Source organism: Arthrobacter rhamnosi, assembly GCF_054510855.1.
The window spans coordinates 172,155-196,817 of record NZ_JBTNDT010000001.1; the positions used below are offsets into that span (position 1 = coordinate 172,155).

The following is a 24,663-nucleotide window of genomic DNA, read 5'->3' on the forward strand; positions in this document are numbered from 1 at the left end:
CTGCTGCCGGTGCGCCCGGGTCAGGCGGACTTGTTCCGCCGCTTCGCGACCACCTCGTGGGAGATGAGCGTGGGCTCCGCCCGCTTGGCGACGACGTCGTCCGTGATCACCACGGTGGCGATGTCCTCACGGCTGGGGAGGTCGAACATGACGGGGAGGAGGACCTCCTCCATGATGGCGCGGAGGCCGCGGGCGCCCGTGCCGCGGTCGAGGGCGAGATCGGCGATGGCCTCGAGCGCCTTGGGTTCGAAGACGAGCTCGACGCCGTCGAGCAGGAACATCTTCTGGTACTGCTTCATGAGCGCGTTCTTCGGCTCCGTGAGGATCTGCATGAGCGCGGGACGGTCCAGGTGCGTGACCGTGGTGATGACGGGAAGGCGTCCGATGAACTCGGGGATCAGCCCGAACTTCAGGAGGTCCTCCGGCATGACGTCGCCGTAGCTCGCCTCCTCGTTCTTGAGGGAGCTCAGCGGTGCACCGAACCCGATGCCCTTGCGGCCCGCCCGTGAGCCGATGATCTCCTCGAGGCCTGCGAAGGCACCGGCCACGATGAAGAGGACATTCGTAGTGTCGATCTGGATGAACTCCTGGTGCGGGTGCTTCCGGCCACCCTGCGGGGGCACGGAGGCGACCGTCCCCTCGAGGATCTTCAGCAGGGCCTGCTGGACGCCCTCACCGGACACATCACGCGTGATGGAGGGGTTCTCGCTCTTGCGGGAGATCTTGTCGATCTCGTCGATGTAGATGATGCCCTGCTCGGCCTTCTTGACGTCGTAGTCCGCGGCCTGGATGAGCTTGAGCAGGATGTTCTCGACGTCCTCGCCGACATAGCCGGCTTCCGTCAGCGCCGTGGCGTCCGCGACGGCGAACGGCACGTTCAGCCGGCGCGCGAGCGTCTGGGCGAGGTAGGTCTTGCCGCAGCCCGTGGGGCCGATCAGCAGGATGTTGGACTTGGCGATCTCGACGTCTTCGGTCTCGGCGGCGTCGGCGAGGGTTCCGGCGGCCCGCGGCCCGGTGCCGGACTGGATCCGCTTGTAGTGGTTGTAGACGGCGACGGCGAGGGAACGCTTCGCGGGCTCCTGGCCCACCACGTACTCCTGCAGGAAGTCGAAGATCTCGCGGGGCTTGGGCAGTTCGAACGTACCGAGATCCGCTACCTCGGAGAGCTCCTCCTCGATGATCTCGTTGCAGAGGTCGATGCACTCGTCACAGATGTACACGCCGGGGCCGGCAATGAGCTTGCGGACCTGCTTCTGGCTTTTTCCACAGAAAGAGCACTTGAGCAGATCCGTGCTCTCACCAATGCGAGCCATGGTTCAATCCCCTTAGGTATTTCGCGATTGCTACCACCACTCTAGGCCACATGCCCGTGGTAGCCAGTATCAAAATGCCCGTGGTGCCTCACGGCGCCACGGGCGGATCCCGGCCTCGGCGGCGTCATCCGACGGTTCCGGGGAACCGTCGGATGACGCCTGCCGCTTACGGGGTGTTGATCTTGACCGGGGTGATCTTGCGGGAGTTGAGGACCTCGTCCACCAGGCCGTACTCGACGGCATCGGCGGCGGTGAGGATCTTGTCACGCTCGATATCGAGGTTGACCTGCTCGGAGGAGCGGCCGGAGTGCAGGGCCAGCGTGTCCTCGAGCCAGGTCCGCATGCGCATGACCTCGTTGGCCTGGATCTCCAGGTCAGAGGCCTGTCCACCCTGTCCGCCGGAGAGGGCGGGCTGGTGGATCAGGACGCGGGCGTTCGGCAGTGCCAGCCGCTTGCCGGGGGCGCCGGCAGCGAGCAGGACGGCGGCGGCGCTTGCAGCCTGGCCGAGGCATACGGTCTGCACCTCGGGCCGGATGAACTGCATGGTGTCGTAGATCGCCGTCATCGCGGTGAAGGAGCCACCGGGCGAGTTGATGTACAGCGTGATGTCGCGCTCGGGGTCCGTGGACTCGAGGACGAGCAGCTGGGCCATGACGTCATCCGCGGAGGCGTCGTCGACCTGCGTGCCGAGGAAGATGATGCGGTCCTCGAACAGCTTCGTGTAGGGGTCCTGGCGCTTGAAGCCGTACGGCGTGCGCTCTTCGAACTGGGGAAGGATGTAGCGGCTGGTCGGAAGGTTCTGCGCCTTGGATCCCGCTGCTGCCTGGAAATCGTGATTCATGGTGTCTCCTGTAGGACGACTGGTCGGAGGATGGGCTGCTGCGGACTAGGACGTCTGGTCGGTTCCGCCGCCGCCGGAGACAGAGCCCGAGTGAGCGGAGATGTGGTCGAAGAAACCGTAGTCGAGCGCTTCCTGGGCCGTGAACCACTTGTCGCGGTCGTTGTCCTTCAGGATCCTCTCGACGGTCTGGCCCGTCTGCTCCGCCGTCAGTTCCGCCATGACCCGCTTCATGTGCAGGATCAGCTCCGCCTGGATGCGGATGTCGGTGGCCGTACCGCCGATGCCACCGGAGGGCTGGTGCATGAGGATGCGGGCGTGGGGGGTCGCGTAGCGCTTGCCCTTGGTGCCCGAGGACAGCAGGAACTGGCCCATCGAGGCTGCCAGCCCGGTCGCGACCGTCACGACGTCGTTCGGGATGAACTGCATCGTGTCGTAGATGGCCATGCCCGCGGTCACCGAGCCGCCGGGCGAATTGATGTAGAGGTAGATGTCACGCTCGGGGTCCTCTGCGGACAGCAGCAGGAGCTGCGAGCAGATGGCATTCGCGTTGTCGTCACGGACCTCGGAACCGAGCCAGATGATGCGCTCCTTGAGGAGCCTGTTGTAGATGTACTCGTCGCGACCGGCCGCTTCGGGGCCGGCCATGCTCGGGGTGCTTGGTTCGGTTGCCATGAACGTTAACCTCTCACTCTGGCGGGCCGCTCCAGTTCGGCCGACCCGTCCGTTTGTCTCTCCTTGGACACTAACCCGCCCCGCGGCCGATTTCGTCCCGCTCGCGCAACTGTTCGCTGACGGCGCACGGTGTCCGGGCGGTGTCCGGGCGGTGTCCCGGCGGCATCCGGGCGGCCGGCGCACAGGTGCCGCGCAGCCCCCGCCCGGCACCCCGACGGCCCGCCGCCGCGGACCTGTCCGACCCGCACTCCCGGCTTAAAGCGGCAGCGGCGCCGCTGCCCGAAGGCTGCGGCACCGCCGTCTGCGCTGCTGGGACAAGCTACTCCGCGCTTGCCTTCTTCTTGGTCTTCTTCGGTGCGGCAGCCTTGGGAGCCTCTGCCGGCTCAGCGTCGGACGCCGCGTCCTCGGTGGCTTCGGCCTCGGTGGCCTCGGATTCCGTGGTGCCGGACTCGGTGGCCTCGGTTTCCGTGGACTCGATGTCCTCGGCGACGTCCTGCTCCGTCTCGACGTCGTCGACGTTGATCGTCTCGTCCTCGTCACCCGCGGGGCGGACGAATTCGGTGAGGTCGATCGCGGCACCGTTGGTGTCCGTGACCGTCGCGTACTCGAGGACCTTGGCCAGCGCCTTGCGGCGGCGGACCTCTCCGACGATCATCGGGACCTGGCCGCTCGAGTCGAGCATCTGGGCGAACTGGTTGGGCTCCATGCCGTACTGGCCCGCGGTGGAGACGATGTAGTCGATCAGCTCGCTCTGGCTGACACCGACCTCTTCCTTCTCGGCCACGGCGTCGAGGATGACCTCGTTCTGGAAGGCGCGCTCCGTGTTGGTACGGATCTCGGCGCGGTGCTCCTCGGTGTCGTGGTCCTCACCGGCGCTGTGGGCGTTCTCGCCGTTGAAGTGCTGCTCCAGCTGCTCCTCGACAACGCTCTCGGGAACCGGTACGGCGACGAGCTCGATGAGCTTGTCGAGCACCTTGTCGCGTGCCTCGACGCCCTGGTCCATGAGCTTGGACTCGGAGGCCTGCTTCGCGAGGTCAGCACGGAGCTCCTCGGCGGTGTCGAACTCGGAGGCGAGCTGGGCGAACTCGTCGTTCACCTCGGGGAGCTCGCGCTCCTTGACGGCCTTGACCTGGACGGTGACCTGCGCGTCGGCGCCGGCGTGCTCGCCGCCTGCCAGCTTGGTCTCGAACGTCGCGCTCTCATCGGTGGAGAGACCCGTGACGGCCTCGTCCATGCCTTCGAGCATGGTGCCGGAACCGATCTGGTAGGACAGGTCCTGCGCCGAGTCGACCTCTTCGCCGTCGACGGACGCGGTCAGGTCGATGGTGAGGAAGTCGCCGTCCTTGGCCGGGCGGTCGACGGCGGCCAGCGTACCGAAGCGTCCGCGGAGCTCGTCCAGGGCCTTCTCGATGTCCTCGTCGGATGCCTTGACGGGCTCGACCGTGACCTCGATGCCCTTGTAGTCGGGAAGCTCGACCTCGGGACGGATGTCCAACTCGACGGTGAAGGTGAGCTGGCCGTCCTTCTTGGCGGGATCCGGGACCTCGGTGATCTCGACCTCGGGGCGGCTGAGGGGGCGGATGCCCGTCTCCTGGACAGCGCTCTGGTAGAACCCGTTCAGGCCGTCGTTGATGGCGGTCTCGATGACGTAGCCCCGACCCACGCGCTGGTCGATGAGCTGCTGGGGAACCTTGCCCTTGCGGAACCCCGGAACCTGGACCTGGGTGGCGATGGTCTTGTAGGCCTCGTCGATGCTGGGCTTCAGTTCCTCGAAGGGGACCTCGACGTTCAGCTTCACCCGGGTGGGGGAAAGGGTTTCAACAGCGCTCTTCACAGCGTAGGACTCCTGAAATGATTGGGATTGGTTCTGCAGCGGAGGCACTTTCCTCATCACACGACAGAGTCGGGGTGACAGGAGTTGAACCTGCGACTTCCTGCTCCCAAAGCAGGCGCTCTACCAAGCTGAGCTACACCCCGTAAGTGCGAGTGACAGTCTACGCACCTTTACGCCTGCCACGCACATTTGGCGATAGCGCGGCAGCTGTGGTGTAGTTATATGCGTTCCACGGGGCTCCGAGAGGCGCCTCCTGCGGGGATGTAGCTTAATGGTAAAGCCTCAGTCTTCCAAACTGATTACGCGGGTTCGATTCCCGTCATCCCCTCTCCCCCGGGCCGCCAGGTCCGCATCACCCGGACATTGCTCCGGGTGATTGTTCTTTAAGCCCCCGAATGCTGCGGAGCATCAGTCGGCCTGGCACTGCGGACACCAGTAGACGTTGCGCGCCGCCATCTCCGCGGTGAGGATAGGTGTCCCGCAGCGGCGGCACGGCTCACCCGTGCGCTTGTAGACGTAGTGGGGCGCGGACGCCTTCGGCCTGCCGCCGCGCGCCTCCGCCGTCGTCGTGATGATGCGTCCCTCACGGACGCCGTCCTTCATCAGCCGCACCGTGTCCGCCCAGATGCCGGCCACCTCGTCCTCCCTCAGCTGCCTGCCCGGCCGCCAGGGAGAGATGCCCTGCAGGAAGAGCACCTCCGCACGGTATACGTTCCCGATGCCTGCGATGACCGCCTGGTTCATGAGCTGGATGCCGATGGGGCTGCTGCTGGACAGGACCCTGCGTGCGAAGAGCCCGTCGTCCGACCGCGGCTGCAGCGGGTCCGGTCCCAGCCGGGTGCGCGCTGCCGCTTCCTCCGCGGGCGTGATGACCTCGCAGGCCGTGGGGCCGCGGAGGTCCGCCCAGCCGTGGGCGGACACGAGCCGGACCCTGACGGCTCCGACGGGCTCGGGCGGTCCTGCGTACCCTCCGTGCGCATCACCGTTCCCGAACGGCTGCTCCGACTCCCCGATCCTCCGCGGCGCCCCGATGCTCGAGGCGCCGCGGAACGTCGCGTCACCCCCGAAACTCCACGCGCCGTACAGCCCCAGATGGACGCGCAGCACCCGGTCGTTGTCGAACCGCAGGAACAGCTGCTTGCCATGGGCGAGCGCGCCGACCAGGGTGGCGCCGTCGAGCTGCTCGGCTCCGGAGGCAAAGCGTCCCTGCGGGCTGGACACCGCCAACCTCTCGCCGACGAAGACGGAGGTGAACTGCTTCGCCAGCCGGTGGACCGAATGGCCCTCAGGCAATGCTGCCCGTCTCCTCGAAACGCGCGATCTGAGCGATCCTGCGGCTGTGCCGCTCGGCGCCGCTGAACGGCTCGGCGAGGAACGCCTCGATGAGGGTGGTCGCCTCCTCCACGGAGTGCTGTCGTCCGCCGACGGCGATGACGTTCGCGTCGTTGTGCTGCCGCGCGAGGCGCGCCGTGTCCAGGTTCCAGGCGAGCGCCGCCCGGACCCCGTGCACCTTGTTCGCCGCGATCTGCTCGCCGTTCCCGGACCCGCCGAGGACGATGCCGAGCGCTTCGGTGCCCGCCGCACGGTCGGCGACGACGGCGCGTGCCGCGTCGATGCAGAAGGAGGGGTAGTCGTCCTCGGGATCGTAGGAGGTGGGGCCGTGGTCGACGACGTCGTGCCCCGCCGCTGTGAGGTGCGCGAGCAGGTGGGCGCTCAGCTCCATGCCGGCGTGGTCGGTGGCGAGGTGGACGCGCATGGCGATCGATTCCTTCGGGTGGCGCCGGGAGGAACCGGCGGTGGCTGGGGACGTCTGCGGAGCAGGACCTTCCCAGCCTAGTCCGACCGGTGGGGACCCGACGAAGCGCGGGACGCCCGGCAGGCGGGGGGCGGAGTGAGAGAATACGAAACGCCGCGGTCCCGCGCGCGTACCCGCAACCCACCCTGGAGGCGATCCTTGCCCGGTCTGAACCTGACGCGCGACGAAGCACGCACACGCGCCGATCTGCTCACCGTCCACTCCTACGAGGTCACCCTCGACCTGACGCGGGGCGACCGCGTGTTCGGGTCCACGACGGTCGTCTCCTTCGCCGCGGAGCAGGGCGCGTCGACGTTCATCGACGCCGTAGCGGACGCCGTGCACCGCGTCGAGCTGAACGGCGTGGAACTGGATCCTGCGGAGGTGGCCGACGGCGTGCGGATCCAGCTTCCGGTGCTGGCTACGAGCAACACCCTCGTGGTCGAGGCCGACATGCTGTACATGAACACCGGTGAAGGCCTCCACCGCTTCACGGACCCCGTCGACGGTGAGGTCTACCTCTACACCCAGTTCGAGGTCCCCGACTCGCGCCGGGTCTTCGCCGTCTTCGAGCAGCCGGACCTGAAGTCCACGTTCCGTTTCTCGGTGACCGCGCCGTCGCACTGGGACGTCATCTCCAACATGCCCACGCCCGAGCCCGTGCCGGCCGGCCCGGCCGAGGGCGCCGGGAACTCCACCTGGTACTTCGAGCCCACGCCGACGATGTCCTCCTACGTGACCGCGCTCATCGCCGGCCCGTACCAGTCCGTCCGCAGCGAGCTCACGAGTTCCGACGGACGGACCATCCCGCTGGGTGTCTTCGCCCGCAAGTCGCTCATGCAGTACATGGACGCCGAGAACATCTTCGCGCTGACCCGGCAGGGCTTCGAGTTCTACGAGCGGCAGTTCGGCACGCCGTACCCCTTCGGGAAGTACGACCAGCTCTTCGTCCCCGAGTTCAACGCCGGCGCGATGGAGAACGCGGGTGCGGTCACCTTCGTCGAGACCTACGTGTTCCGCTCCCGCGTGCCCGACGCGACCGTCGAGCGGCGAGCCATCACGATCCTGCACGAACTGGCCCACATGTGGTTCGGCGACCTCGTGACGATGCGCTGGTGGAACGACCTGTGGCTGAACGAGTCCTTCGCCGAGTTCATGTCCACCCTCGCCGCCGCCGAGGCGACGGAGTTCGAGCAGGCCTGGACCACCTTCGCGATCCTGGAGAAGGGCTGGGCCTACCGCCAGGACCAGCTGCCCTCCACCCACCCCATCGTGGCGCAGATCAAGGACCTCGAGGACGTGCAGGTCAACTTCGACGGCATCACCTATGCGAAGGGCGCCTCGGTGCTCAAGCAACTGGTGGCCTGGGTGGGCCAGGACCGGTTCATGGAGGGCGTGCGCCAGTACTTCGCCAAGCACTCGTGGAAGAACACCGAACTCGTCGACCTCCTGTCGGAGCTCGAGGCCGCGAGCGGCCGCGACCTGAAGGCATGGTCGGCGCTGTGGCTCGAGACCGCAGGGGTCAACACGCTGAGCCCCGAGTTCACGACGGACGACGACGGCGCCATAACTTCGTTCGCCATCCTGCAGACGGCCGTCGAGGCGTTCCCCACGCTCCGCCCGCACCGCCTTGCCGTCGGTTTCTACGACCTCGACGGGGGCGCCCTGGTCCGCACGCACCGCCTCGAACTCGACGTCGACGGCGCTCGCACCGACGTGCCGGAACTCGAGGGACGCATGCAGCCCGCGCTCGTCCTGCTGAACGACGACGACCTCGCCTACGCGAAGATCCGCCTCGACCCGGCCTCCCTGAAGACCTCCGTGCTGCACGTCAAGGACTTCCGGGACTCCCTTCCCCGCACGCTCGTCCTCGCCTCGGCGTGGGACGCGGCGCGCGACGGCGAGACGCCCGCGCGGGACTACGTGGAGCTGGTGCTGCAGAACATCGGCGCGGAGTCGGACTCGTCCGTCGTCCTCGTCCTGCTCCGGCAGCTCGCCTCCGCGCTCGCGTTCTACGTCCGTCCCGAGGACCGTGACGCGATGACCGAAGCCGCTGCCGACCGCCTCCTCGACCTCGCCCTCGCCGCGGACGCAGGCTCCGATGCGCAGCTGCAGTTCACGAAGGCCTTCTCGGCACACGCCCGCACGGCGTCCCAGCTGGACACCGTCGAGGCGATGCTGAACGGCGGGCGCGTGCCCGAGGGCATCACCGTGGACCAGGACCTGCGGTGGGAGCTGCTGACCAGCCTGGTGGTGGGAGGGCGCGTCGGCGAGGCAGCGATCGACGCCGAACTGGCGCGCGACTCGACAGCGACCGGAGCGCTCGCGGCAGCAGCGGCACGGGCCGCCCTGCCGACGGTGCACGCCAAGGAGGCGGGCTGGGCCGCGCTCGTCGACTCGACCGACCTGCCGAACGCCACCCAGCGGTCCATGATCGCGGGCTTCACGCGCGTCCACGACCGCTCCCTCCTCGAGCCCTTCGTGGAGCGGTACTTCGCCTCGGTGCAGGACGTCTGGGCCACCCGTACGCACGAGATCGCCCAGCAGATCGTCGTGGGTCTCTACCCCTCGCTCCTGACGACCCAGGACACGCTGGACCGGACCGACGCCTTCCTTGCAGCGCTCGGCGACTCCTCCCCCTCGCTCCGGAGGCTGATCCTGGAAAGCCGGGACGGCGTCGAGCGCGCCCGGAAGGCGCAGGCTGCCGACCGGTAGTCCGCCCGGTGCAGGAACGGGGGAATACCCCGTTCCTGCACCGGGACGGCGGCGCTCCGGTACTAGGTTTGGAGCATGAACCTGCACAGCTACTCGGCCCGGATCCGCTGGACGGGCAACCTCGGCTCGGGGACCTCCGGCTACCGGTCCTACAGCCGCGACCACGAGATCGAGGTCGAGGGCCCCGGGCTCCTCGCCGGCACCGCCGATCCCACGTTCCACGGGTCGAAGGACCGGTGGAATCCCGAGCAGCTGCTGCTGACCGCCGTCGCGCAGTGCCACATGCTGTCCTACCTGCACGTCGCGGTGAAGGCAGGCGTGGTCGTCACCGGTTACCGGGACAGCGCAACGGGCACCCTGCGGCTCAACAGGGACGGCAGCGGCGAATTCACCGGCATCCTGCTGCAGCCGCACGTCGACCTGGCGGTGGCCGGGCAGGGCGCGCTGGCCGATTCCCTGCATGCCGAGGCGAACCGGCTGTGCTTCATCGCCCGGTCGGTGAACTTCCCGATCCATCACGAGCCCACGTCGGCCGGTCCCGCGACATCGTAGGGCAGGCCCCGCTCGACGCCCGCGGGCGCGACCGTCCGCTGTAGCCTGTTAAGGCGTCTCCGCGCTGGTCGGCGGTCCCGAGGACCGGCAGATGATCGACCACGACGGAACCCCGGGCGCCTGCATGAAAGCGACACCATGACATTCCTTTCCTCCCTCGGCTACGGCGGCCAGGTCCTCGGCGCGGTGATCATCCTGATCGCCGCCTTCCTCCTGTGGCTCGTGGTCCGCCACCTGATCACGCGGTCGGTCAAACGCGTCCAGAACGGCTACAGCGTCTTCAAGAAACCGCACTTCAAGTGGGCGCAACCCGCGCTCCGCCCGTTCGACAGCGCGCGGCGCGTACAGCGGGCCGAGACGATCGGTGGCCTGATCTCGAGCATCGCTGCCGTGACGATCGCCACCGTCGCCGTCCTCATGGCCATCGAGTCGCTCGGCTTCAACATCGGGCCCATCCTGGCCAGTGTCGGGATCGTCGGCATCGCGATCGGTTTCGGGGCACGGGAAGTGATCCGGGATGCCTTCCTCGGGTTCTTCATCACGATCGAGGACCAGTACGGCATCGGTGACACCATCGAGGTCGGCGACACGGTGGGGGTCGTGCAGTCGCTCGGCCTGCGGATCACCCGCATGGTCGACGGGAACGGGGCCATCTGGTACGTCCGCAACGGAGACATCACCAAGGTCGGTAACAGGTCACAGGGCGACTACGTGGAACCGCCGTCCGAACCGGCAACGCCCGCTCCGGCGGCAGTGGAAGGACACGCATGAACGCGCAGGATCCAGGCGGCGGTCGTCGCGGCGACGGCGGCTCCCAGGGCAGCCTCCCCGCCCCGGCCGGGCCGCAGCTCCCCGTGCAGGCCGCCGGCGCCAGGAGTGCGCTGCCCGTCGAACGGCTCGTCGCAGCCGGTCAGGGCTTCACCCAGCCGCAGTACACGGACAATTTCTACGAGACCGTGGGCGGTCACGCCACCTTCGTGAAGCTCGTCGATGCCTTCTACGACGGGGTCGCAGGCGACGACGTCCTGCGGCCGATGTATCCGGAGGAGGACCTCGGACCGGCGAAGGAGCGCCTGCTGCTCTTCCTCGAGCAGTACTGGGGCGGGCCGAAGACCTACGGCGAGCAGCGCGGACACCCGAGGCTGCGCATGCGCCATATGCCGTTCCGCGTCGGACCTCAGGCGAGGGACCACTGGCTCCAGCACATGCGCGCCGCGGTGGACACCCTCGGCCTCGCCCCCCTGCATGAGGCGACGCTGTGGGACTACCTCGACCGCGCCGCCCACTCGATGGTGAACGCGACAGACTGAGGATCCGACCCGGCGACAACCGGCTCGTCGGGTACCGCAGTCGTTCCGGCAGCACGGCGTATGACGCCGGGGGCTGCGCGCGGACTCATCGGACGATGGTGAAGTTGTCGACGAGGCTGCCCGACGGGTCGATCGCCCTGCCGACGAGGCGGTCCTCGTAGACCAGCAGGTCGACGTAGTGCAGCGTGGAACTGCTCACCGCTGTGAAGTCCCGGCTTCCGGTCGAGCGCACTTTCGCGCCCGCTCCCGAGATGACATAGGTGACGCCGTCCTGGGGTGTCGAACGCTGGTAGTCGTGGTCGTGACCGGCCAGTACCAGCGGCACGTGCGCTGCGGCGAACAGGGGACTCCACGCGTCGCGAACGGCCCGGTTGGACCCGTGGCGGCCGGCGGAGTACGCCGGGTGGTGCATCGCGACCACCGTCCAGGTTCCCGGGGACTGTCCATCGGCCAGCGTCGCGCGGAGCCACCGCGTCTGTTCCTCGTCCTCCACGCGCGTGGAATCCAGCACGATGACCCGCAGCGGGCCCACCTGTTCGGCGTACCAGGGGCTCTGGCGTCCGAGCCGTTCGAGGATCTGCTGCTGTGCACCCTCGAGGTAATCATGGTTCCCGAGTACGGGCAGCAGTTCGGCACCGCCGTCGATGATCGGGGCGAACGGTTGGGAGACGAGGCGGTCGGTCAGCTCCGCTCCTCCTTCCTCGTAGATCAGGTCCCCGAGCAGGAGCAGCGCATCGTAGGGGAACTCCCCGCTCTCAGCGACCATGCGATCGACGGTGGCGTATTCGGCGGCGTCTCCGGTCCCGGTGTCTCCGGCAATCGCCAGGCGCACCAGGGGTGGTTCGGGAACGGGGGGAACGGGCTCGCCGGCATGGGCTGCAGGCCGCTCCCGGGCGACGAGGGACTCGATGAACGATGGCCCGTGCAGCACCGCCATCACGACGGCGGCGCATGCCAGCACGAAGCCCAGTCCCAGTCCCAGGATGAGTGCGGCTCGCCGGGGCGCCATGGACCCAGTGTGCGCGGTGGGCGGAAGTCCCGCCAGGCCGATCTGCGACTCAGAGAACGGCAGCCGCACGCACCAGGACGTGGCCCCGGCCGGTACTGAGGCGGGACCAGCGGCCATTGGTGTGGACGGTCGCCTCCGCGCCGGGCTCGAGGAACCCCAGGCTGAAGGCCCCGAAGGCGGCTCCCGCCTGGACCGCTCCGGGAACTCCCGCGAGCGGACGTCCCCAGACCGCCGTGCGCGCACTGCTGACCAGCGGCGCGCCAGCACGCTCGGGGAGGCTCCGGGCGACCTCGCCGATGCCGTCCTTCGCCGCCTGCTCCAGGGTGTCCGACGGCACGGTCCCGGCGTGCGCCCAGCCGGAGCGCGGCGGAAGGATCCCTGCCCAGTTCTCCGTTACCGTCACGGTAGGGACGGGGAACTCGAGGTCGCCGTCGTGCATGCGCGCGAGCCTGTCGAGGACGGAGCCCAGCGAGACGGTGACGTCGACGTCGGCATCGCCCTCGAGTGCCATGGTCCGGAGCCCGAGCACCGTGGGGACGGCTTCTCCCAGCACGGTGGGGCGGAGGGTGCACACGTACGCCGCGAGGACGCGACCGACGGTGAGCAGGCGCATGCCGCCATCATCATTGGCGCGCGCCCGCGCGGTGAACGTCCGGAAGTCCGCGACCGAAGCGGAGTCCGCGAAGCGCAGGGATGAGGATGCCATGCGTCCTACTTCCCGCGGGCGCGACGGAACGGGACGGCCGGGCCCGCCCAGGACGAAAGAATGTCCTTCTGGGGTCCGGACAGGCGCACGGGCCGCCCGGTGCTGCGGCTGACGAGCACCATGGTGGTCGCCGCGATCGCGCTGGTGGTGCTTCCCTCGGCGTCGACCCGGTCCCGGACGGCGTAGCCCAGGTCGAAGCTGGAGCCCCCTACCGCGGTCACCCAGAGATCGACGGCGGCCGGCGTCGTGCTGAAGTTCAGGGGCGCACGATATTCGATCTCCTGGCGGCCCACGAGCGTGTAGTGGTCGGGGTCGATCAGGTCCAGGAAGGATCCTCCCGGCCGGGGCCGGCTCATCAGCAGCACGCGCGCGTCCTCGAGGAACTGGAGGAAGCGCACGTTGTTCACGTGGCCGTAGGAATCCTCGTCGCCGAACCGCAGCTGGAGGGGAAGGGTGTGCACCGGAGACATACGGCCATCCTCTCAAGATCTGCTTCCTGCGAGCCATTCCGCGCGCCCGCAGGGCACCGGGTGTGAGCAATGCCATCCGTCCGCCCTGCGCCGTGTTGAGCGAGACTGGGGCGGCGTCTACTGTCAGTACGTGCCAGGCGCCGCCTGCAGCGGCGCACCGCGACGCTCTTACCTGTCCACGAGGAGACATCGAACCATGGCAGACCATGCGCCATCAGCTGAAGCACCGGCAGGACAGCGGAGGAAGGACCCCACCGCGGCGCTCCTGGACCTCCTCGACCTGGGCAGCGCGGAGGGGGCACAGACGGACGAGGAGATCTTCGTCGGGACCTCGGCACGGCAGCCGGGCCGGCGCGTCTTCGGTGGCCAGGTGCTCGCGCAGTCGCTCATCGCAGCGATGCGTACCGTGGAGCCCAGCCGGGCCGTCCACTCGATGCACGGCTACTTCCTGCGCGCCGGCGACGCGGACCAGCCCATCACCTTCGGAGTGCAGCGCCTGCGCGACGGCCGGTCGTTCTCGGCCCGCCGCACGCATGCCTACCAGAACGGCGTGCCCATCCTGTCGATGATCGCGTCCTTCCAGGAGCCCGACGAGGGCATCACCCACCAGGACACGATGCCGGCCGGCGTGCCCGACCCCGAAAGCCTGCCGTCGACCGCCGAACTCCTCGGCGGCTTCGACCATCCGGTCGCCCAGGCCTGGGCCTTCGACCGACCGTTCGACATCCGGCACATCGATGCGCCGCTGTACCTGTCCAACGAGGGTTCACGCGAACCGCGCAACGCGGTCTGGATGAAGAGCCTGGGGCCGATGCCCGACGACCCGAACCTGCACCGCGCCGCCCTGGCGTACGCGAGCGACTACACCCTGCTGGAGTCGATCCTGCGACCGCACGGCCTCACCTGGATCCAGCCCGGCATGAACGTCGCCAGCCTCGACCACGCCATGTGGTGGCATCGCCCGGTGCGCGTGGACGACTGGCTGCTGTACGTCCAGAGTTCGCCGAGCGCGTCCGGCGCGCGCGGGCTGGCCGCCGGACGGATCTACAACCGCAGCGGAGAGCTCGTGGCGAGCGTGGCGCAGGAGGGCATGGTCCGGGTCCCTCCTGCCTGAGGACGCTCGGCGGCACGCGTATCCGTCCCCGCGGACGGGGCATCCCCGGACACGGGAAGGGGCACACGGCCAGCCGTGTGCCCCTTAGCGTGGTTCCGCTCCGGTTCCGTTCCGGTTCCGGTCCGGGCGACCCTAGTCGCGCGTGAGGCGGCGGTGGGTGACGCGGTGCGGCTTGGCGGCATCGGGGCCGAGCCGTTCCACCTTGTTCTGCTCGTAGGCGTCGAAGTTGCCCTCGAACCAGTACCAGGTGTCCGGGTCCTCCTCGGTGCCCTCGTAGGACAGGATGTGTGTCGCGACCCGGTCGAGGAACCACCGGTCGTGCGACACGACGACGGCGCAGCCGGGGAACTCGAGCAGCGCGTTCTCCAGGCTCGAGAGCGTCTCGACGTCGAGGTCGTTGGTGGGCTCGTCGAGGAGCAGCAGATTGCCGCCCTGCTTCAGGGTCAGAGCGAGGTTCAGGCGGTTGCGCTCACCACCGGAGAGCACACCGGCCTTCTTCTGCTGGTCCGGACCCTTGAAGCCGAAGGCCGAGACGTAGGCGCGGGACGGCATCTCGACCTGGCCGACCTGGATGAAGTCCAGCCCGTCGGACACGACCTCCCACAGCGACTTGTTGGGATCGATCCCGCCGCGTGACTGATCCACGTACGAGATCTTCACCGACTCGCCGATCCGCAGTTCGCCGCCGTCGAGGGGCTCGAGCCCCACGATGGTCTTGAACAGGGTGGTCTTGCCGACACCGTTCGGGCCGATGACACCGACGATTCCGTTGCGCGGCAGGGAGAAGGACAGTCCGTCGATGAGGATGCGGTCGTCGAAGCCCTTGCGCAGGTCGTGGGCCTCGATGACCTGGCTCCCGAGCCGTGGGCCCGGCGGGATCTGGATCTCCTCGAAATCGAGCTTCCGCGTACGCTCGGCCTCGGCGGCCATCTCCTCGTAGCGGTTCAGGCGTGCCTTGGACTTCGTCTGGCGTCCCTTGGCGTTGGAGCGGACCCACTCGAGCTCCTCGGTCAGGCGCTTCGAGAGCTTCTGGTCCTTCTTGCCCTGGACCTCGAGGCGCGCGCGCTTCTTCTCGAGGTAGGTGGAGTAATTCCCCTCGTACGGGTACAGGTGACCGCGGTCCACTTCGGCGATCCATTCCGCGACGTGGTCGAGGAAGTACCGGTCGTGGGTGACGGCCAGGACGGCGCCCGCGTAGGAGGAGAGGTGCTGCTCCAGCCAGAGCACGCTCTCGGCGTCCAGGTGGTTGGTGGGCTCGTCGAGGAGCAGGAGGTCCGGCTTCTGCAGCAGCAGCTTGCAGAGCGCGACGCGGCGGCGCTCACCTCCGGACAGCACGCGGACATCGGCATCCGCAGGCGGGCAGCGCAGCGCGTCCATGGCCTGCTCGAGCTGGGAGTCGAGGTCCCAGGCGTCGGCAGCGTCGATGGCCTCCTGGAGCTTGCCCATCTCGTCGAGCAGCGTGTCGTAATCCGCGTCCGGGCTGGCCATCTCTTCGGAGATCTCGTTGAACCGCTGGATCTTCCCGTAGATCTCCCCCACGCCCTCCTGGACGTTGCCGAGTACGGTCTTCTCCTCGTTCAGGGGCGGTTCCTGCAGGAGGATGCCGACCGTGTAGCCGGGGCTGAGGCGCGCTTCACCGTTCGAGGGGGTGTCGAGGCCCGCCATGATCTTGAGGATGGTGGACTTACCGGCACCATTCGGTCCGACGACGCCGATCTTCGCGCCAGGGAAGAAGGACATGCTCACGTCGTCGAGGATTACTTTGTCGCCAACGGCCTTGCGGGCCTTGGTCATTGTGTAGATAAATTCCGCCATACACCTAAGGCTAGTGCTTGCCTAGCCCGATCTCACATTTGGCGGACTCCGGACCCGGCCCGTCACGGCCGGGACGGTGTCCGGTGAAGCTGCTATCGCTGGTCGCCGACGAAACACAGGCCGGAGGCGAGCGCGGGAAGCACCGCCACGGACACGGCACCCTCGCGCACCTCTCCCACGATGCATGTTCCACCGGTGCGCCCGGCACCCTGGATGGCGTCGACGTCGAGCCCTGTCGGCGTCCGGTCGATCGACACCTCCACGTCCTCGGGCACCGACCCGGCGTCGGCGAAGCCCTGCTCGATGGCGCCCCGGACCTGGTCGCCCGACACCGAGTCCTGGCTTGCGGCCACCGTTCGCAGGGCGGCCTCGACGGCTGCCGCGATCCCTGGGGCGTCCGCAGCCGGCGATGAGGGTACCGCGGACGGCGCCGGCTCAGCATCGGCCGGCGCTGGTGCGGCCTCGGCCGGCTGTCCCGAAGCGGTGGCAGGGTCGGCGGCCGCGGCAGTCGGGGGCAGGGCACTGCTGTCGGTCAGGGCATCCGGCGACGGTGCGGGTGATGCCGCGCAGGAGGTGAGCGCGAGGGCAGCACCCGCCGCGAGCGCGGCGACGGTACGGCGCCAGGCGGGCGCCCGGTGCTGCGGTTTCGCGGGAGGGGCAGTGGTCACCCGTTCATCCTGCCACGCACGCGACATCCTGCCCGGCATCACACCTGCAACAGGACGCCATCGGGCCGGCATCACACCGGCGTCACACCAGCGCCGGGTCGGCATCCCGGTTAGGGCACCCGCGCGACGACGTCCTCGCTAGAACGGGGCACCCGTTGCTTCGAGCAGTTCGTCGCGGTCCTTCGCGTCTTGCCCGATCCCGGCGCCGTCTCCTGCGTCATCCTCCGGCCCGGCCTCGCCGTCCGGGCCGAGACCGGGCCCGTCGCCGTACACCTCTCCGGTGGCGGTATCCACACCGTCCGGGACACCGGCGTCAGCGGGAAGGGCGGCCGCATGGTCGTCGGTGGCCGTCGGCGCCTCGCTCCGGTTGGCCGCCGTCCTGATGAAGTTCGCTGTGCCCCACATCAGGTCGTGGCCGGCAGTGTCGGCCTCGATCTCGACGGACGTGCCCGTCCGTCCGTCGGCGTTGCTCCACGGCCGCACCTTGAGACGCCCGGTGACGATCACGCGATCCCCCTTCTTGATGCTGGCTCCTGCGTTGGTCGCGAGCTGCCGGAACATCGAGACGGAGTACCAGTTCGTGTGGCCGTCCACCCACGTACCGGTTTCCCTGTCGAAGCGGCGCTCGGTTGAGCACATGCGGAAACCCGTGATGGCCAGGCCGCTCGATGCCACGGTCAGCCGCACCTCTGTGGCGACATAGCCCCGCACGGTGATGATGTCGGTCATGATCTGTCCTTCCGTTGCCGAGAGGGCGGCAATGCCTGCGGCCCGGCTCAAGTCTCGGTGCGGCGCCCGTAGCGGGGAGGGAGGGACCGTCCTATGTTGATAACCGCGTGGACGGCCCGATCGGACGGCCCTAGGTGAACAGCACACGGGGTGGAAGTGGTGCAGGGGTACCAATCACCGCTTGAGGCGCACGGGCAACCGTTCCTAGCGTTGAGGTATGGACACAGCGACACCTCCCCAGACCACCGGGACCGACGATCGCGTCATCGGCACCCTCAGCGAACTGGCCGACCTCGTGCAGGGCGCGGAGACGCTCTACCTCCGCTACTCATGCGGCTTCGAGGCGGACAGGGACTCGACCAGTGAGGACGGCGAAAGCGGGCTCGCCCTGCCGGGGCTGTCCGTCAACCCGCTGACCCCCGAGCAGTGGTGGACGCGCCCGCTCGAGGACTGGCTGGCACGCCAGATCTGCCAGTACCGGCACCTGTCGGAGGAAGAGGAGAGATTTCCCTGGGTGCTGACGGGACGATGCGTGGGGCGGGGCCCTGACTGCGAGCCGCTCCTCACCGACGTGAAGCCGCTCGGCCGGCTGCACGAGGACCTTCTGCACGAGGCCGGGCGCGTGTACGACGAGAGATTTGATACCGGCAACCGCCCGTAGTCCGGCCGGACTCTCGGGTGGCCGGGCTCTCGGGGAACTGAGGGACGGAGAATGCAGAGGGCCGGACGCCTCGGCGTCCGGCCCTCATCCTGTGCCCCCGGCAGGATTCGAACCTGCGACCAGAGGATTAGCGGACCGCACTTTTCACCAGTTCCCGATGTTCGTGCTAGTTCCTGTATTTGCGGGGGAAAAGGCCAAAACTACATTGCCTGTCGTTCACTGACGCCCGTCACTAACCATCGTTTCCGTTGGGTAAGTGTTGGCCAGTCGGCCACCTGCTAGCGTCCGAGCTCCGCAATGTTTTGGGCGATTACCGCAAGCATCCTGTGGAGATTCTTCTCGCCATTTGAGAGACCGGACGGAACGTCGTGCCCTGACCTAGCCACCGGTGCCATTGCATACACATCGATGTTCACCGGGAACGTGTCCGTATAACTGCCATCTGGGCCCTTGTAGGCGACGACGACGTCGGCCTGCCGAGGCATGCCTAGGGGACCTTCTCCGTCGCTCCAGTTCCGCCCTACATCATCGAAGTGCCAGAAGGTTCGCAGCCGAGTTCCGGGCGGGAGTACGTGCTGGATTTCGAAGAGCTTGCCGATCGGGCCGGCGATCCGGTCAGGCTCTTCGGGAAACTGCGGGCAAGAGATGGTGAGGTTCTCCGCCGTGGACTGCCCGGTGTTCTGCACGACGAGGTCGTAGACGGATCTACCGGCAATGCTCGGCACTACCTGGGCAAAGATGTACGGACGAGTCTGGTCAATGCTGTTTTGCCGGGTCTGGTTGAGAGTTCGGACCGCGGTAACTCCCGCCCACGCTGCTAGCACCACGAGGAGCAGCGTCAGTAGGGCGGTCGACACGTCGCTAACGGTGGACCACAACTGCAGATGCTCGAGCGGCGGGACGGAGCACGACAACTCGTCGTTTTTAACAGCGTCCGGCACCAACTCGCAGGTTACGGTGTCTCTTTTGATCATCCGATCACCGTACCTTTCAGACCCCGCCAACTCGTGCGGGGGTACCGCTCGGGTACTGCCGCAAGGGGATCAGCGTGGACCAACGCCGGTTGATTGGGAATCAGCCGGCATGGCGCTAGGCCGCGTGATTACTGGCTACTTCTGCCGCGTAAGCACAGGGTGAGCACCCTCGCCCCTCCCCTGCACGCGGGGTCAGCGCGGCGCCACGTTCCTGCCAGGCGTTATGGCAGCCGCCTCGATGAACGCTTCGATGTCTTCGGGTCGGTAGCCGATGGCCTTGTACCCGAGGCGGACGTACCGGGGACCGATCTGCTTGTAGCGCCAGTCCTTGAGGGTGGCCGGCGACCGGTGCAGGATGGCGGCTGCTTCCTGCACGGTGAGGACGGTCAGTTGATTGCTTTCCATGGAGTGGCTAGCTGTGGCCACCGGCGGAAGGCTGAGTAGCTCGATAGTGATCGAGGGCGCTGGAAGGGATGCGTGTCGGAGAGTTTTTGGCGCCTGCTCCGCCCTTGTAGGCGCCCGGGAATCGGCCCTGGCGGACGAGTTGCTGGATCGTGTCGATCGACTGGCTGGTGAGCCCGGCAACCTCTCTGACAGTGAGGTCCGGACGAGTGTCGTGTTTGGGCATGCAGGTGAAACTACCCAGTTGCATTCGCTTGTCACAACGAAGTGCCGCCTCGCCCTTTCGCAGAAGGTAGCCCTACCCTCTCCGAGGGGTGAGTCGGCCCGCGGGATCTATCATCTTGGGATGGGAATTGTGGAAGCTCTCGCGAGGTTCCGGGCCCGGTCGAAATTGAGGCGTGGCCAGTGCCGGAACTGCACCAAACCGCTGCGGGATGATGAGGCAGGCGCCTTCTGCTCAGCGGAGTGCCATGAGGACTGGCTTCAGAAGAACTTCTAGCTGCCGGCCCATCACCGGAGGATCACCCGTTCCGGTGCCGCCGTCGCTCCTCGATCTGCCGGCGGATGACAGCGGGGGCGGTACGATGAGCGGAGCAGCGCTGGGAGCTGCGATCGGTCTCTCTGGGGGTAACTCTCGTGGCAAACACTCTTCTTCGCATGCCTGCGCGACGACGTCGGCAGGAAGCTCCTGCCAAGCCCAATAACTTCCGTAAGGACGTACAAGGCCTGCGAGCGATCGCCGTAGGCATCGTCCTGCTGTACCACGCCGAGCTCCCCTTCATGCCCGGCGGGTTCGTTGGCGTTGACGTGTTTTTCGTGATCAGCGGATTCCTCATCACAGGAGGCATCGTCAGGGAGCTGCGCCGCGACGGGACTCTCTCGCTCAAGAACTTCTACGTACGACGGATTGCGCGCATCCTGCCAGCAGCTACTGTCACCCTCCTAGCGACTGCCATCGCCACTTGGCTACTGCTTCCCGAGACTCGGTGGGTCGCCGTTGGTAGAGACGTCTTCGCGAGCACGCTCTACTACGTGAACTGGCTCTTTGCCGAATCGTCGGTCGATTACCTCGCTCAAGACCAGGCTTCCAGCCCACTTCAGCACTTCTGGTCCCTCGCAGTTGAAGAGCAGTTCTACATCGTTTGGCCAGCACTACTGCTCGCCGTCGGGGCACTGTGCCTTCGGCTCAACGCGAGCCTGCAAAAAGGGCTGCTTTTCGCCGTTGCCCTCGTCGGGCTTCCCTCACTGGCATGGTCTGTCTACTACACCGTCGCAAACCCGGGCGGCGCTTACTTCGTCACCACAACCCGTATGTGGGAGCTTGCCATCGGCGCAGGGCTTGCCATTGCCGCGAGTAAGGGATCTCAGCCGCCGAAGATCCTCGCCGCCAGCCTCGGATGGGCGGGCCTCGCCGCCATCGGGTTCGCTGCCTTCACCTACACAGGCGCCCTGCCGTTCCCGAGCTACACCGCGCTCCTGCCGACCCTCGGCGCCGCTGCCGTGCTATGGGGAGGCCAGGCCGGTGGGAATGCCGGCGTCGGCCTGCTGCTGAACCGACGCTTCATGGTGTTCATTGGCTCCATCTCTTACTCCCTGTACCTCTGGCACTGGCCCATGCTCGTGATCATCGGAGAACTGATCGGCGGCATCACCCCGATTACTGGGACGATAATCATCCTTGCGTCGGTGGTTCCCGCGTTCCTCAGCTACCGATACCTTGAACTGCGAGCCCAGGAAGCCATCAAGGACTACCACGGCTCGAAAATTGGGACCGGATTTTTGCTGTCCCTGTTCCCCGCAGTAGCCGCTGTAATTCTCATGGCCGCTGTCCCGCCTGTGCCCCCGCAGTCCACAGTCGAGTTCGTGCAGAAGCCGATCGCAGGTGCTGAAGCTACGCCCGTCGGCGCCGAGCTTTTGGCCGCCGGCGCGCCCCTTGTCGTCAAGGACTCGTTCGCAACGATCAGCCCCGCTGCGACGAACGCGGCCGCGGATACCCCGGTCATCAACCAGAACGGGTGCATGAACGACCGCGCCAACGTAGAACCAAAGATGTGCCCCTTTGGAGACCCCGCCGGCGAGAAGGTCATCGCCCTGATCGGAGACTCCCACGCCGCCATGCTCGCGCCCGGCTTCAACGCCTTCGCCGGACAGAACGGCTACCGACTGGACACCTACACGAAAGGTGCCTGCCCGTTCGTCAGCATCCCCACGGAGTACGAAGGTACGGCCTACACCGAATGCAACGAATGGGTCGCAAACGTCACGGCCAAGCTGACAGAGGAAAAGCCAGCCCTGGTGGTCATCGCGAACAGCCGCTACCGGGTATTCCAGGAGGACGGCACGGTGCTGTCCTTTGAGGAAAGCAAGCAGCCCATCGCGGATAACCTGAACGAACAGTGGCGGACCCTCCAAGACGCTGGAGTCCCGGTATCCGCGGTCCGGATGACGCCACGCCCCGATGTGCAGATCCCGGACTGTGTCGCAGCGAACCCGGACAAGCTCAGCGAATGCGCTCTTCCCTCGGATGAGATCCTCTGGTCGGATGGACCCGAAATGCGGGCGAGGGACTTCAACAATGAGGTGAATATCGTCGACCTGTCGGACGCGTTCTGTGCTGATGGGCGTTGCCCGGCGGTGATCGAGGGGATCCTCGTCTACCGGGACAACAACCACATCACCGCAACTTACGCCCGCACGCTCGATGATCACATCGCAGACCGGGTCGCACCGCTGCTCGGCTCATAAGCTCACCCACGCAAGGGCTGCCCACGGTGCGTCAACGTCAGATATCGGAACCCATACCGGTCAACGACAGGCACATTCGCGAGCAGCCACGCCGCGTCAGCATTCGGCCACAGTGCATGCAGGATCTCGTAGTGCCCCTGGATCTCGGACACCACGGAAACCGATCCTGACGTGTTGTACGAGAACGTTGCTGGCGACCTGGTCCACCGGGCAACGTTCTCGTACAAGCCCCGCAGCGACGACCCGTCCGGGGCGACGTAGTCGTACAGCCACACCCCGTTCGTCCTCGCCCACTCCGCGCCGAAAGTCAGGGCGCACAGCAGGAAGTTCGAGTAGAACAACCCAGAGCTGCCGTTGCCCTGCGTTCCTCCCTGCCTGTAGACCTCGTGCGTGGGGATGTTGTCATGGACGTAAGCCGAGAATGTGCCACGCCACTCTCGTTCGGTCCGCAGGAACCGGGCCTCATCCTTCAGCAGGGCGGCGGCGGCGAACTCGAGGAACGTGCCCCACGCGCCCTGGTTACTCGGGTAGGTGAGGGTCGTGATTCCAAGGTCGAGCGACAACTGGGTCAGGGCCTTCAGTGCGGCGTGGTCCCCTTCTGTCCAAGCCTCAGACTGCTCGATCATCATGCCCGCAGCAATGAAGAAGGGCCACGTGTCCGACCACACCAAACGGGTGTCCGACCCGGCCGGTGCGTCGAACCCGGTAACCGTCAACCAAGGGGCGATCTGGTTCCGTGCCGCGACAGCAGCTGACTCGTCCCCGGTGAGCCGGTAGCGGATGGCGAAGTTCAACGCCGCCACACCGTCATACCGGATCTTGACGACCGCCTCGCCACTGCCCTGAGGGTCCGTGTAGACGTTGGGGATAGTGAACGGGTTGATGGGCCCGGCGGGGGTGCGGGAGAGCGCGTATTCGCCCGTGAGTGCCGCGTAGGACTGCTGCACGCCAGCGTTAGTGGACAGTGCTGCTGTCGCCCGCGTCGACCTGCTAGGTGACAGCAGTGGGGCTGAGCCGAACTTCTCCGGCTTCCTCATCCGCTGCACAGCAGCAGCGTTCACGATTCCGTGCTGCGGGTTCGTCACGAAAGCCTCGTCAGCATGAGCCCAACGAAACCGATGTCGTCGGGGCACGTGTCGAAGGTAGCGTTGTCGGCCCGCCTGCCCACCGCAATCCGGAGAGGGACAGCGGGGTTGACCGCGTAGCTGTTGTTCGAAGCGGGGACGAGCTGCCCGACAGTATTCGCCGTTGTCGGGATGTCGATGTTGGGCTCCAAGTTCTGGGAAGACGCGGAGACCAAAGCGCCCGGATTGAGACTGTTCATGTTCACGATGAACCTCACCGAACCCCCACCAGTGCCGATCGAGGTGAAGAACAGCGCGATCTTAGCCGTCGCCCATCCCCGCGGGACAACCACCGACGCGGCCACAGCTTCCACGATGGCAGGGTCAAACCGCCACGCAGCAACGTTCGCCAAGTAAGTGGACGAGATGCCATTGAGAGTGGGCGCTCCCACGGCGGGTGCGAATGCGGTGGCTGGCACCCACAGAGAAGCGCCTGCAGCGATGCCGTTACCTGCCGCTGTAGTGAGGCTCGACGTCGGATCGAGGAAGAGTGCCCTCAGCTCGGGCAGGGTGAGGGGCGCTGGGGCGGCAAGGTCCACCCAGTAGTCCTTCTCGCCCATGAAGGCGTCGGGGTCGGTGAAACCCACCCAGGCGACAACGGGTCCATTCGGCCGTGGCGGGTACACCCCATTTACTTCCGCGTTCAGCACCACCGCCAGTGAAGCAATGGCCTGCTCGGTTGGAATTGTGTTCGATCCAGGTGCCCCGGGGTCCCCCTTGAACTCGCCCGCAGCGATACGCTCCGCCAGTTCAGCTTCGGCGGCGGCACCCGCGTTGGATGCCGCCTCCTGCGCGGCTGCGAGAGCGTCGGCGACGGCCTTGTCCTTCGCGTCCGCGGAGTCGCGGCGGAACACGAGGTCCCCCGACTTCCAGAGGTGGGCGAAGTTCGGGGACACCACGTAAACGTCCGGGAAGATCGGCAGGGCACCGACCGGCACCTTCGTATCCGTGAGGCCCGAGGTGGACTTGATTGTCAGTGGGGCCGAGTACCCCGTGTCGCTGAGCTCGAAGACCTGAAAGAAGGAGTTGGGCGGGACGATGCTTGTGACGACCGAGCCGTCCGACTGGATCGACGCGGCATCGCCGGCCGTGATACTCGGGTAGTAAACATCGGGCATAGCTGGCTCCTTGGGTTAGGCGGATCTTTCTCCCCACCATTCCCGGTTCATGGGACACCAAACTCGCCGCAATCCCGTTTTTTGGCTACCGTCTTC

General features: G+C 67.0%; 24 protein-coding genes and 2 tRNA genes. 8 read left to right on the forward strand and 18 right to left on the reverse strand.

Going from position 1 to position 24,663, the window contains the following annotated elements; genetic code table 11:
• Positions 1-20 precede the first annotated feature (20 nt).
• The 5 genes from clpX to ACX80I_RS00870 form a co-directional block, all read right to left on the reverse strand.
• Positions 21-1,313, reverse strand: coding sequence for an ATP-dependent Clp protease ATP-binding subunit ClpX (clpX, locus tag ACX80I_RS00850; RefSeq protein ID WP_301227294.1), 1,293 nt, complete (start codon positions 1,311-1,313; stop codon positions 21-23).
• 166 nt (positions 1,314-1,479) lie between these two features.
• Positions 1,480-2,154, reverse strand: a complete 675-nt coding sequence (locus ACX80I_RS00855) for an ATP-dependent Clp protease proteolytic subunit (protein WP_087075895.1) — start codon at positions 2,152-2,154, stop codon at positions 1,480-1,482.
• Between the two features lie 45 nt (positions 2,155-2,199).
• Positions 2,200-2,826: an ATP-dependent Clp protease proteolytic subunit gene (locus ACX80I_RS00860; RefSeq protein WP_435868666.1), complete on the reverse strand. Its 627-nt coding sequence runs from the start codon at positions 2,824-2,826 to the stop codon at positions 2,200-2,202.
• A gap of 319 nt (positions 2,827-3,145) precedes the next feature.
• Complete coding sequence (gene tig, locus ACX80I_RS00865) at positions 3,146-4,660, reverse strand: trigger factor (RefSeq protein ID WP_459343304.1); 1,515 nt, start codon at positions 4,658-4,660, stop codon at positions 3,146-3,148.
• Positions 4,661-4,729: 69 nt separating this feature from the next.
• A tRNA-Pro gene (locus tag ACX80I_RS00870) sits at positions 4,730-4,803 on the reverse strand.
• Positions 4,804-4,917: 114 nt separating this feature from the next.
• On the opposite strand from ACX80I_RS00870, the gene ACX80I_RS00875 reads away from it, so the two are divergent.
• Positions 4,918-4,988 (forward strand) — tRNA-Gly (locus tag ACX80I_RS00875).
• An 80-nt stretch (positions 4,989-5,068) separates the two neighbouring features.
• Here the strand turns inward: ACX80I_RS00875 and ACX80I_RS00880 are convergent.
• A complete protein-coding gene (locus ACX80I_RS00880; RefSeq protein ID WP_459343305.1) occupies positions 5,069-5,953 on the reverse strand; it encodes an Fpg/Nei family DNA glycosylase in 885 nt (294 codons plus the stop codon).
• On the reverse strand, positions 5,946-6,416 hold the full coding sequence (locus tag ACX80I_RS00885) for a ribose-5-phosphate isomerase (RefSeq protein WP_459343306.1): 471 nt from the start codon (positions 6,414-6,416) through the stop codon (positions 5,946-5,948). The genes ACX80I_RS00880 and ACX80I_RS00885 overlap by 8 nt, the downstream gene beginning before the upstream one ends.
• Positions 6,417-6,623: 207 nt before the next feature.
• On the opposite strand from ACX80I_RS00885, the gene pepN reads away from it, so the two are divergent.
• The 4 genes from pepN to ACX80I_RS00905 all read left to right on the forward strand — a co-directional run bounded on the left by pepN (position 6,624) and on the right by ACX80I_RS00905 (position 11,032).
• Complete coding sequence (pepN, locus tag ACX80I_RS00890) at positions 6,624-9,170, forward strand: aminopeptidase N (RefSeq protein WP_459343893.1); 2,547 nt, start codon at positions 6,624-6,626, stop codon at positions 9,168-9,170.
• A gap of 75 nt (positions 9,171-9,245) precedes the next feature.
• Entirely contained in the window at positions 9,246-9,722 is a 477-nt protein-coding gene (locus ACX80I_RS00895; protein WP_459343307.1) for an OsmC family protein, read from the forward strand.
• 138 nt (positions 9,723-9,860) lie between these two features.
• Complete coding sequence (locus tag ACX80I_RS00900) at positions 9,861-10,493, forward strand: mechanosensitive ion channel family protein (RefSeq protein ID WP_459343308.1); 633 nt, start codon at positions 9,861-9,863, stop codon at positions 10,491-10,493.
• A 110-nt stretch (positions 10,494-10,603) separates the two neighbouring features.
• Complete coding sequence (locus tag ACX80I_RS00905) at positions 10,604-11,032, forward strand: globin (RefSeq protein WP_459343894.1); 429 nt, start codon at positions 10,604-10,606, stop codon at positions 11,030-11,032.
• An 85-nt stretch (positions 11,033-11,117) separates the two neighbouring features.
• On the opposite strand, the gene ACX80I_RS00910 is transcribed toward ACX80I_RS00905, so the two are convergent.
• From ACX80I_RS00910 to ACX80I_RS00920, 3 genes are read right to left on the reverse strand one after another with little or no spacing between them, the layout of a single operon-like run.
• Entirely contained in the window at positions 11,118-12,041 is a 924-nt protein-coding gene (locus ACX80I_RS00910; RefSeq protein WP_459343309.1) for a metallophosphoesterase family protein, read from the reverse strand.
• A 49-nt stretch (positions 12,042-12,090) separates the two neighbouring features.
• Positions 12,091-12,747: a DUF8185 domain-containing protein gene (locus ACX80I_RS00915; RefSeq protein WP_459343310.1), complete on the reverse strand. Its 657-nt coding sequence runs from the start codon at positions 12,745-12,747 to the stop codon at positions 12,091-12,093.
• A 5-nt stretch (positions 12,748-12,752) separates the two neighbouring features.
• Complete coding sequence (locus ACX80I_RS00920) at positions 12,753-13,217, reverse strand: acyl-CoA thioesterase (protein ID WP_459343311.1); 465 nt, start codon at positions 13,215-13,217, stop codon at positions 12,753-12,755.
• Between the two features lie 196 nt (positions 13,218-13,413).
• On the opposite strand from ACX80I_RS00920, the gene tesB reads away from it, so the two are divergent.
• Positions 13,414-14,331, forward strand: coding sequence for an acyl-CoA thioesterase II (gene tesB, locus ACX80I_RS00925; RefSeq protein WP_459343312.1), 918 nt, complete (start codon positions 13,414-13,416; stop codon positions 14,329-14,331).
• Between the two features lie 132 nt (positions 14,332-14,463).
• Here tesB and ettA read toward each other — a convergent pair whose 3' ends face one another.
• From ettA to ACX80I_RS00940, 3 genes are all read right to left on the reverse strand, one after another.
• Positions 14,464-16,146, reverse strand: coding sequence for an energy-dependent translational throttle protein EttA (ettA, locus tag ACX80I_RS00930; protein ID WP_459343313.1), 1,683 nt, complete (start codon positions 16,144-16,146; stop codon positions 14,464-14,466).
• A 92-nt stretch (positions 16,147-16,238) separates the two neighbouring features.
• Positions 16,239-16,814 carry a DUF6993 domain-containing protein gene (locus ACX80I_RS00935; protein WP_459343314.1) on the reverse strand — a complete coding sequence of 192 codons (576 nt, stop codon included), beginning with the start codon at positions 16,812-16,814 and terminating at the stop codon, positions 16,239-16,241.
• A 138-nt stretch (positions 16,815-16,952) separates the two neighbouring features.
• On the reverse strand, positions 16,953-17,543 hold the full coding sequence (locus tag ACX80I_RS00940) for a single-stranded DNA-binding protein (RefSeq protein WP_459343315.1): 591 nt from the start codon (positions 17,541-17,543) through the stop codon (positions 16,953-16,955).
• Between the two features lie 217 nt (positions 17,544-17,760).
• On the opposite strand from ACX80I_RS00940, the gene ACX80I_RS00945 reads away from it, so the two are divergent.
• Positions 17,761-18,204: a DUF6098 family protein gene (locus tag ACX80I_RS00945; RefSeq protein ID WP_459343316.1), complete on the forward strand. Its 444-nt coding sequence runs from the start codon at positions 17,761-17,763 to the stop codon at positions 18,202-18,204.
• Positions 18,205-18,482: 278 nt separating this feature from the next.
• On the opposite strand, the gene ACX80I_RS00950 is transcribed toward ACX80I_RS00945, so the two are convergent.
• The 3 genes from ACX80I_RS00950 to ACX80I_RS00960 all read right to left on the reverse strand — a co-directional run bounded on the left by ACX80I_RS00950 (position 18,483) and on the right by ACX80I_RS00960 (position 19,830).
• Positions 18,483-19,178, reverse strand: coding sequence for a DUF8453 domain-containing protein (locus ACX80I_RS00950; RefSeq protein WP_459343317.1), 696 nt, complete (start codon positions 19,176-19,178; stop codon positions 18,483-18,485).
• Between the two features lie 192 nt (positions 19,179-19,370).
• Positions 19,371-19,583, reverse strand: coding sequence for a helix-turn-helix transcriptional regulator (locus ACX80I_RS00955; RefSeq protein ID WP_459343318.1), 213 nt, complete (start codon positions 19,581-19,583; stop codon positions 19,371-19,373).
• Positions 19,584-19,590: 7 nt separating this feature from the next.
• On the reverse strand, positions 19,591-19,830 hold the full coding sequence (locus tag ACX80I_RS00960) for a helix-turn-helix domain-containing protein (protein ID WP_459343319.1): 240 nt from the start codon (positions 19,828-19,830) through the stop codon (positions 19,591-19,593).
• 407 nt (positions 19,831-20,237) lie between these two features.
• Here ACX80I_RS00960 and ACX80I_RS00965 point away from each other — a divergent pair, with 407 nt between their 5' ends.
• Positions 20,238-22,325 carry an acyltransferase family protein gene (locus tag ACX80I_RS00965; protein ID WP_459343320.1) on the forward strand — a complete coding sequence of 696 codons (2,088 nt, stop codon included), beginning with the start codon at positions 20,238-20,240 and terminating at the stop codon, positions 22,323-22,325.
• Positions 22,326-22,327: 2 nt separating this feature from the next.
• Here the strand turns inward: ACX80I_RS00965 and ACX80I_RS00970 are convergent, their stop codons facing one another.
• Both ACX80I_RS00970 and ACX80I_RS00975 read right to left on the reverse strand, forming a co-directional pair.
• Entirely contained in the window at positions 22,328-23,272 is a 945-nt protein-coding gene (locus ACX80I_RS00970) for an alginate lyase family protein (protein ID WP_459343321.1), read from the reverse strand.
• Positions 23,273-23,406: 134 nt separating this feature from the next.
• The gene (locus ACX80I_RS00975) at positions 23,407-24,567 is read right to left on the reverse strand and encodes a hypothetical protein (RefSeq protein ID WP_459343322.1); all 1,161 of its coding nucleotides are present in this window, start codon (positions 24,565-24,567) and stop codon (positions 23,407-23,409) included.
• Positions 24,568-24,663 lie beyond the last annotated feature (96 nt).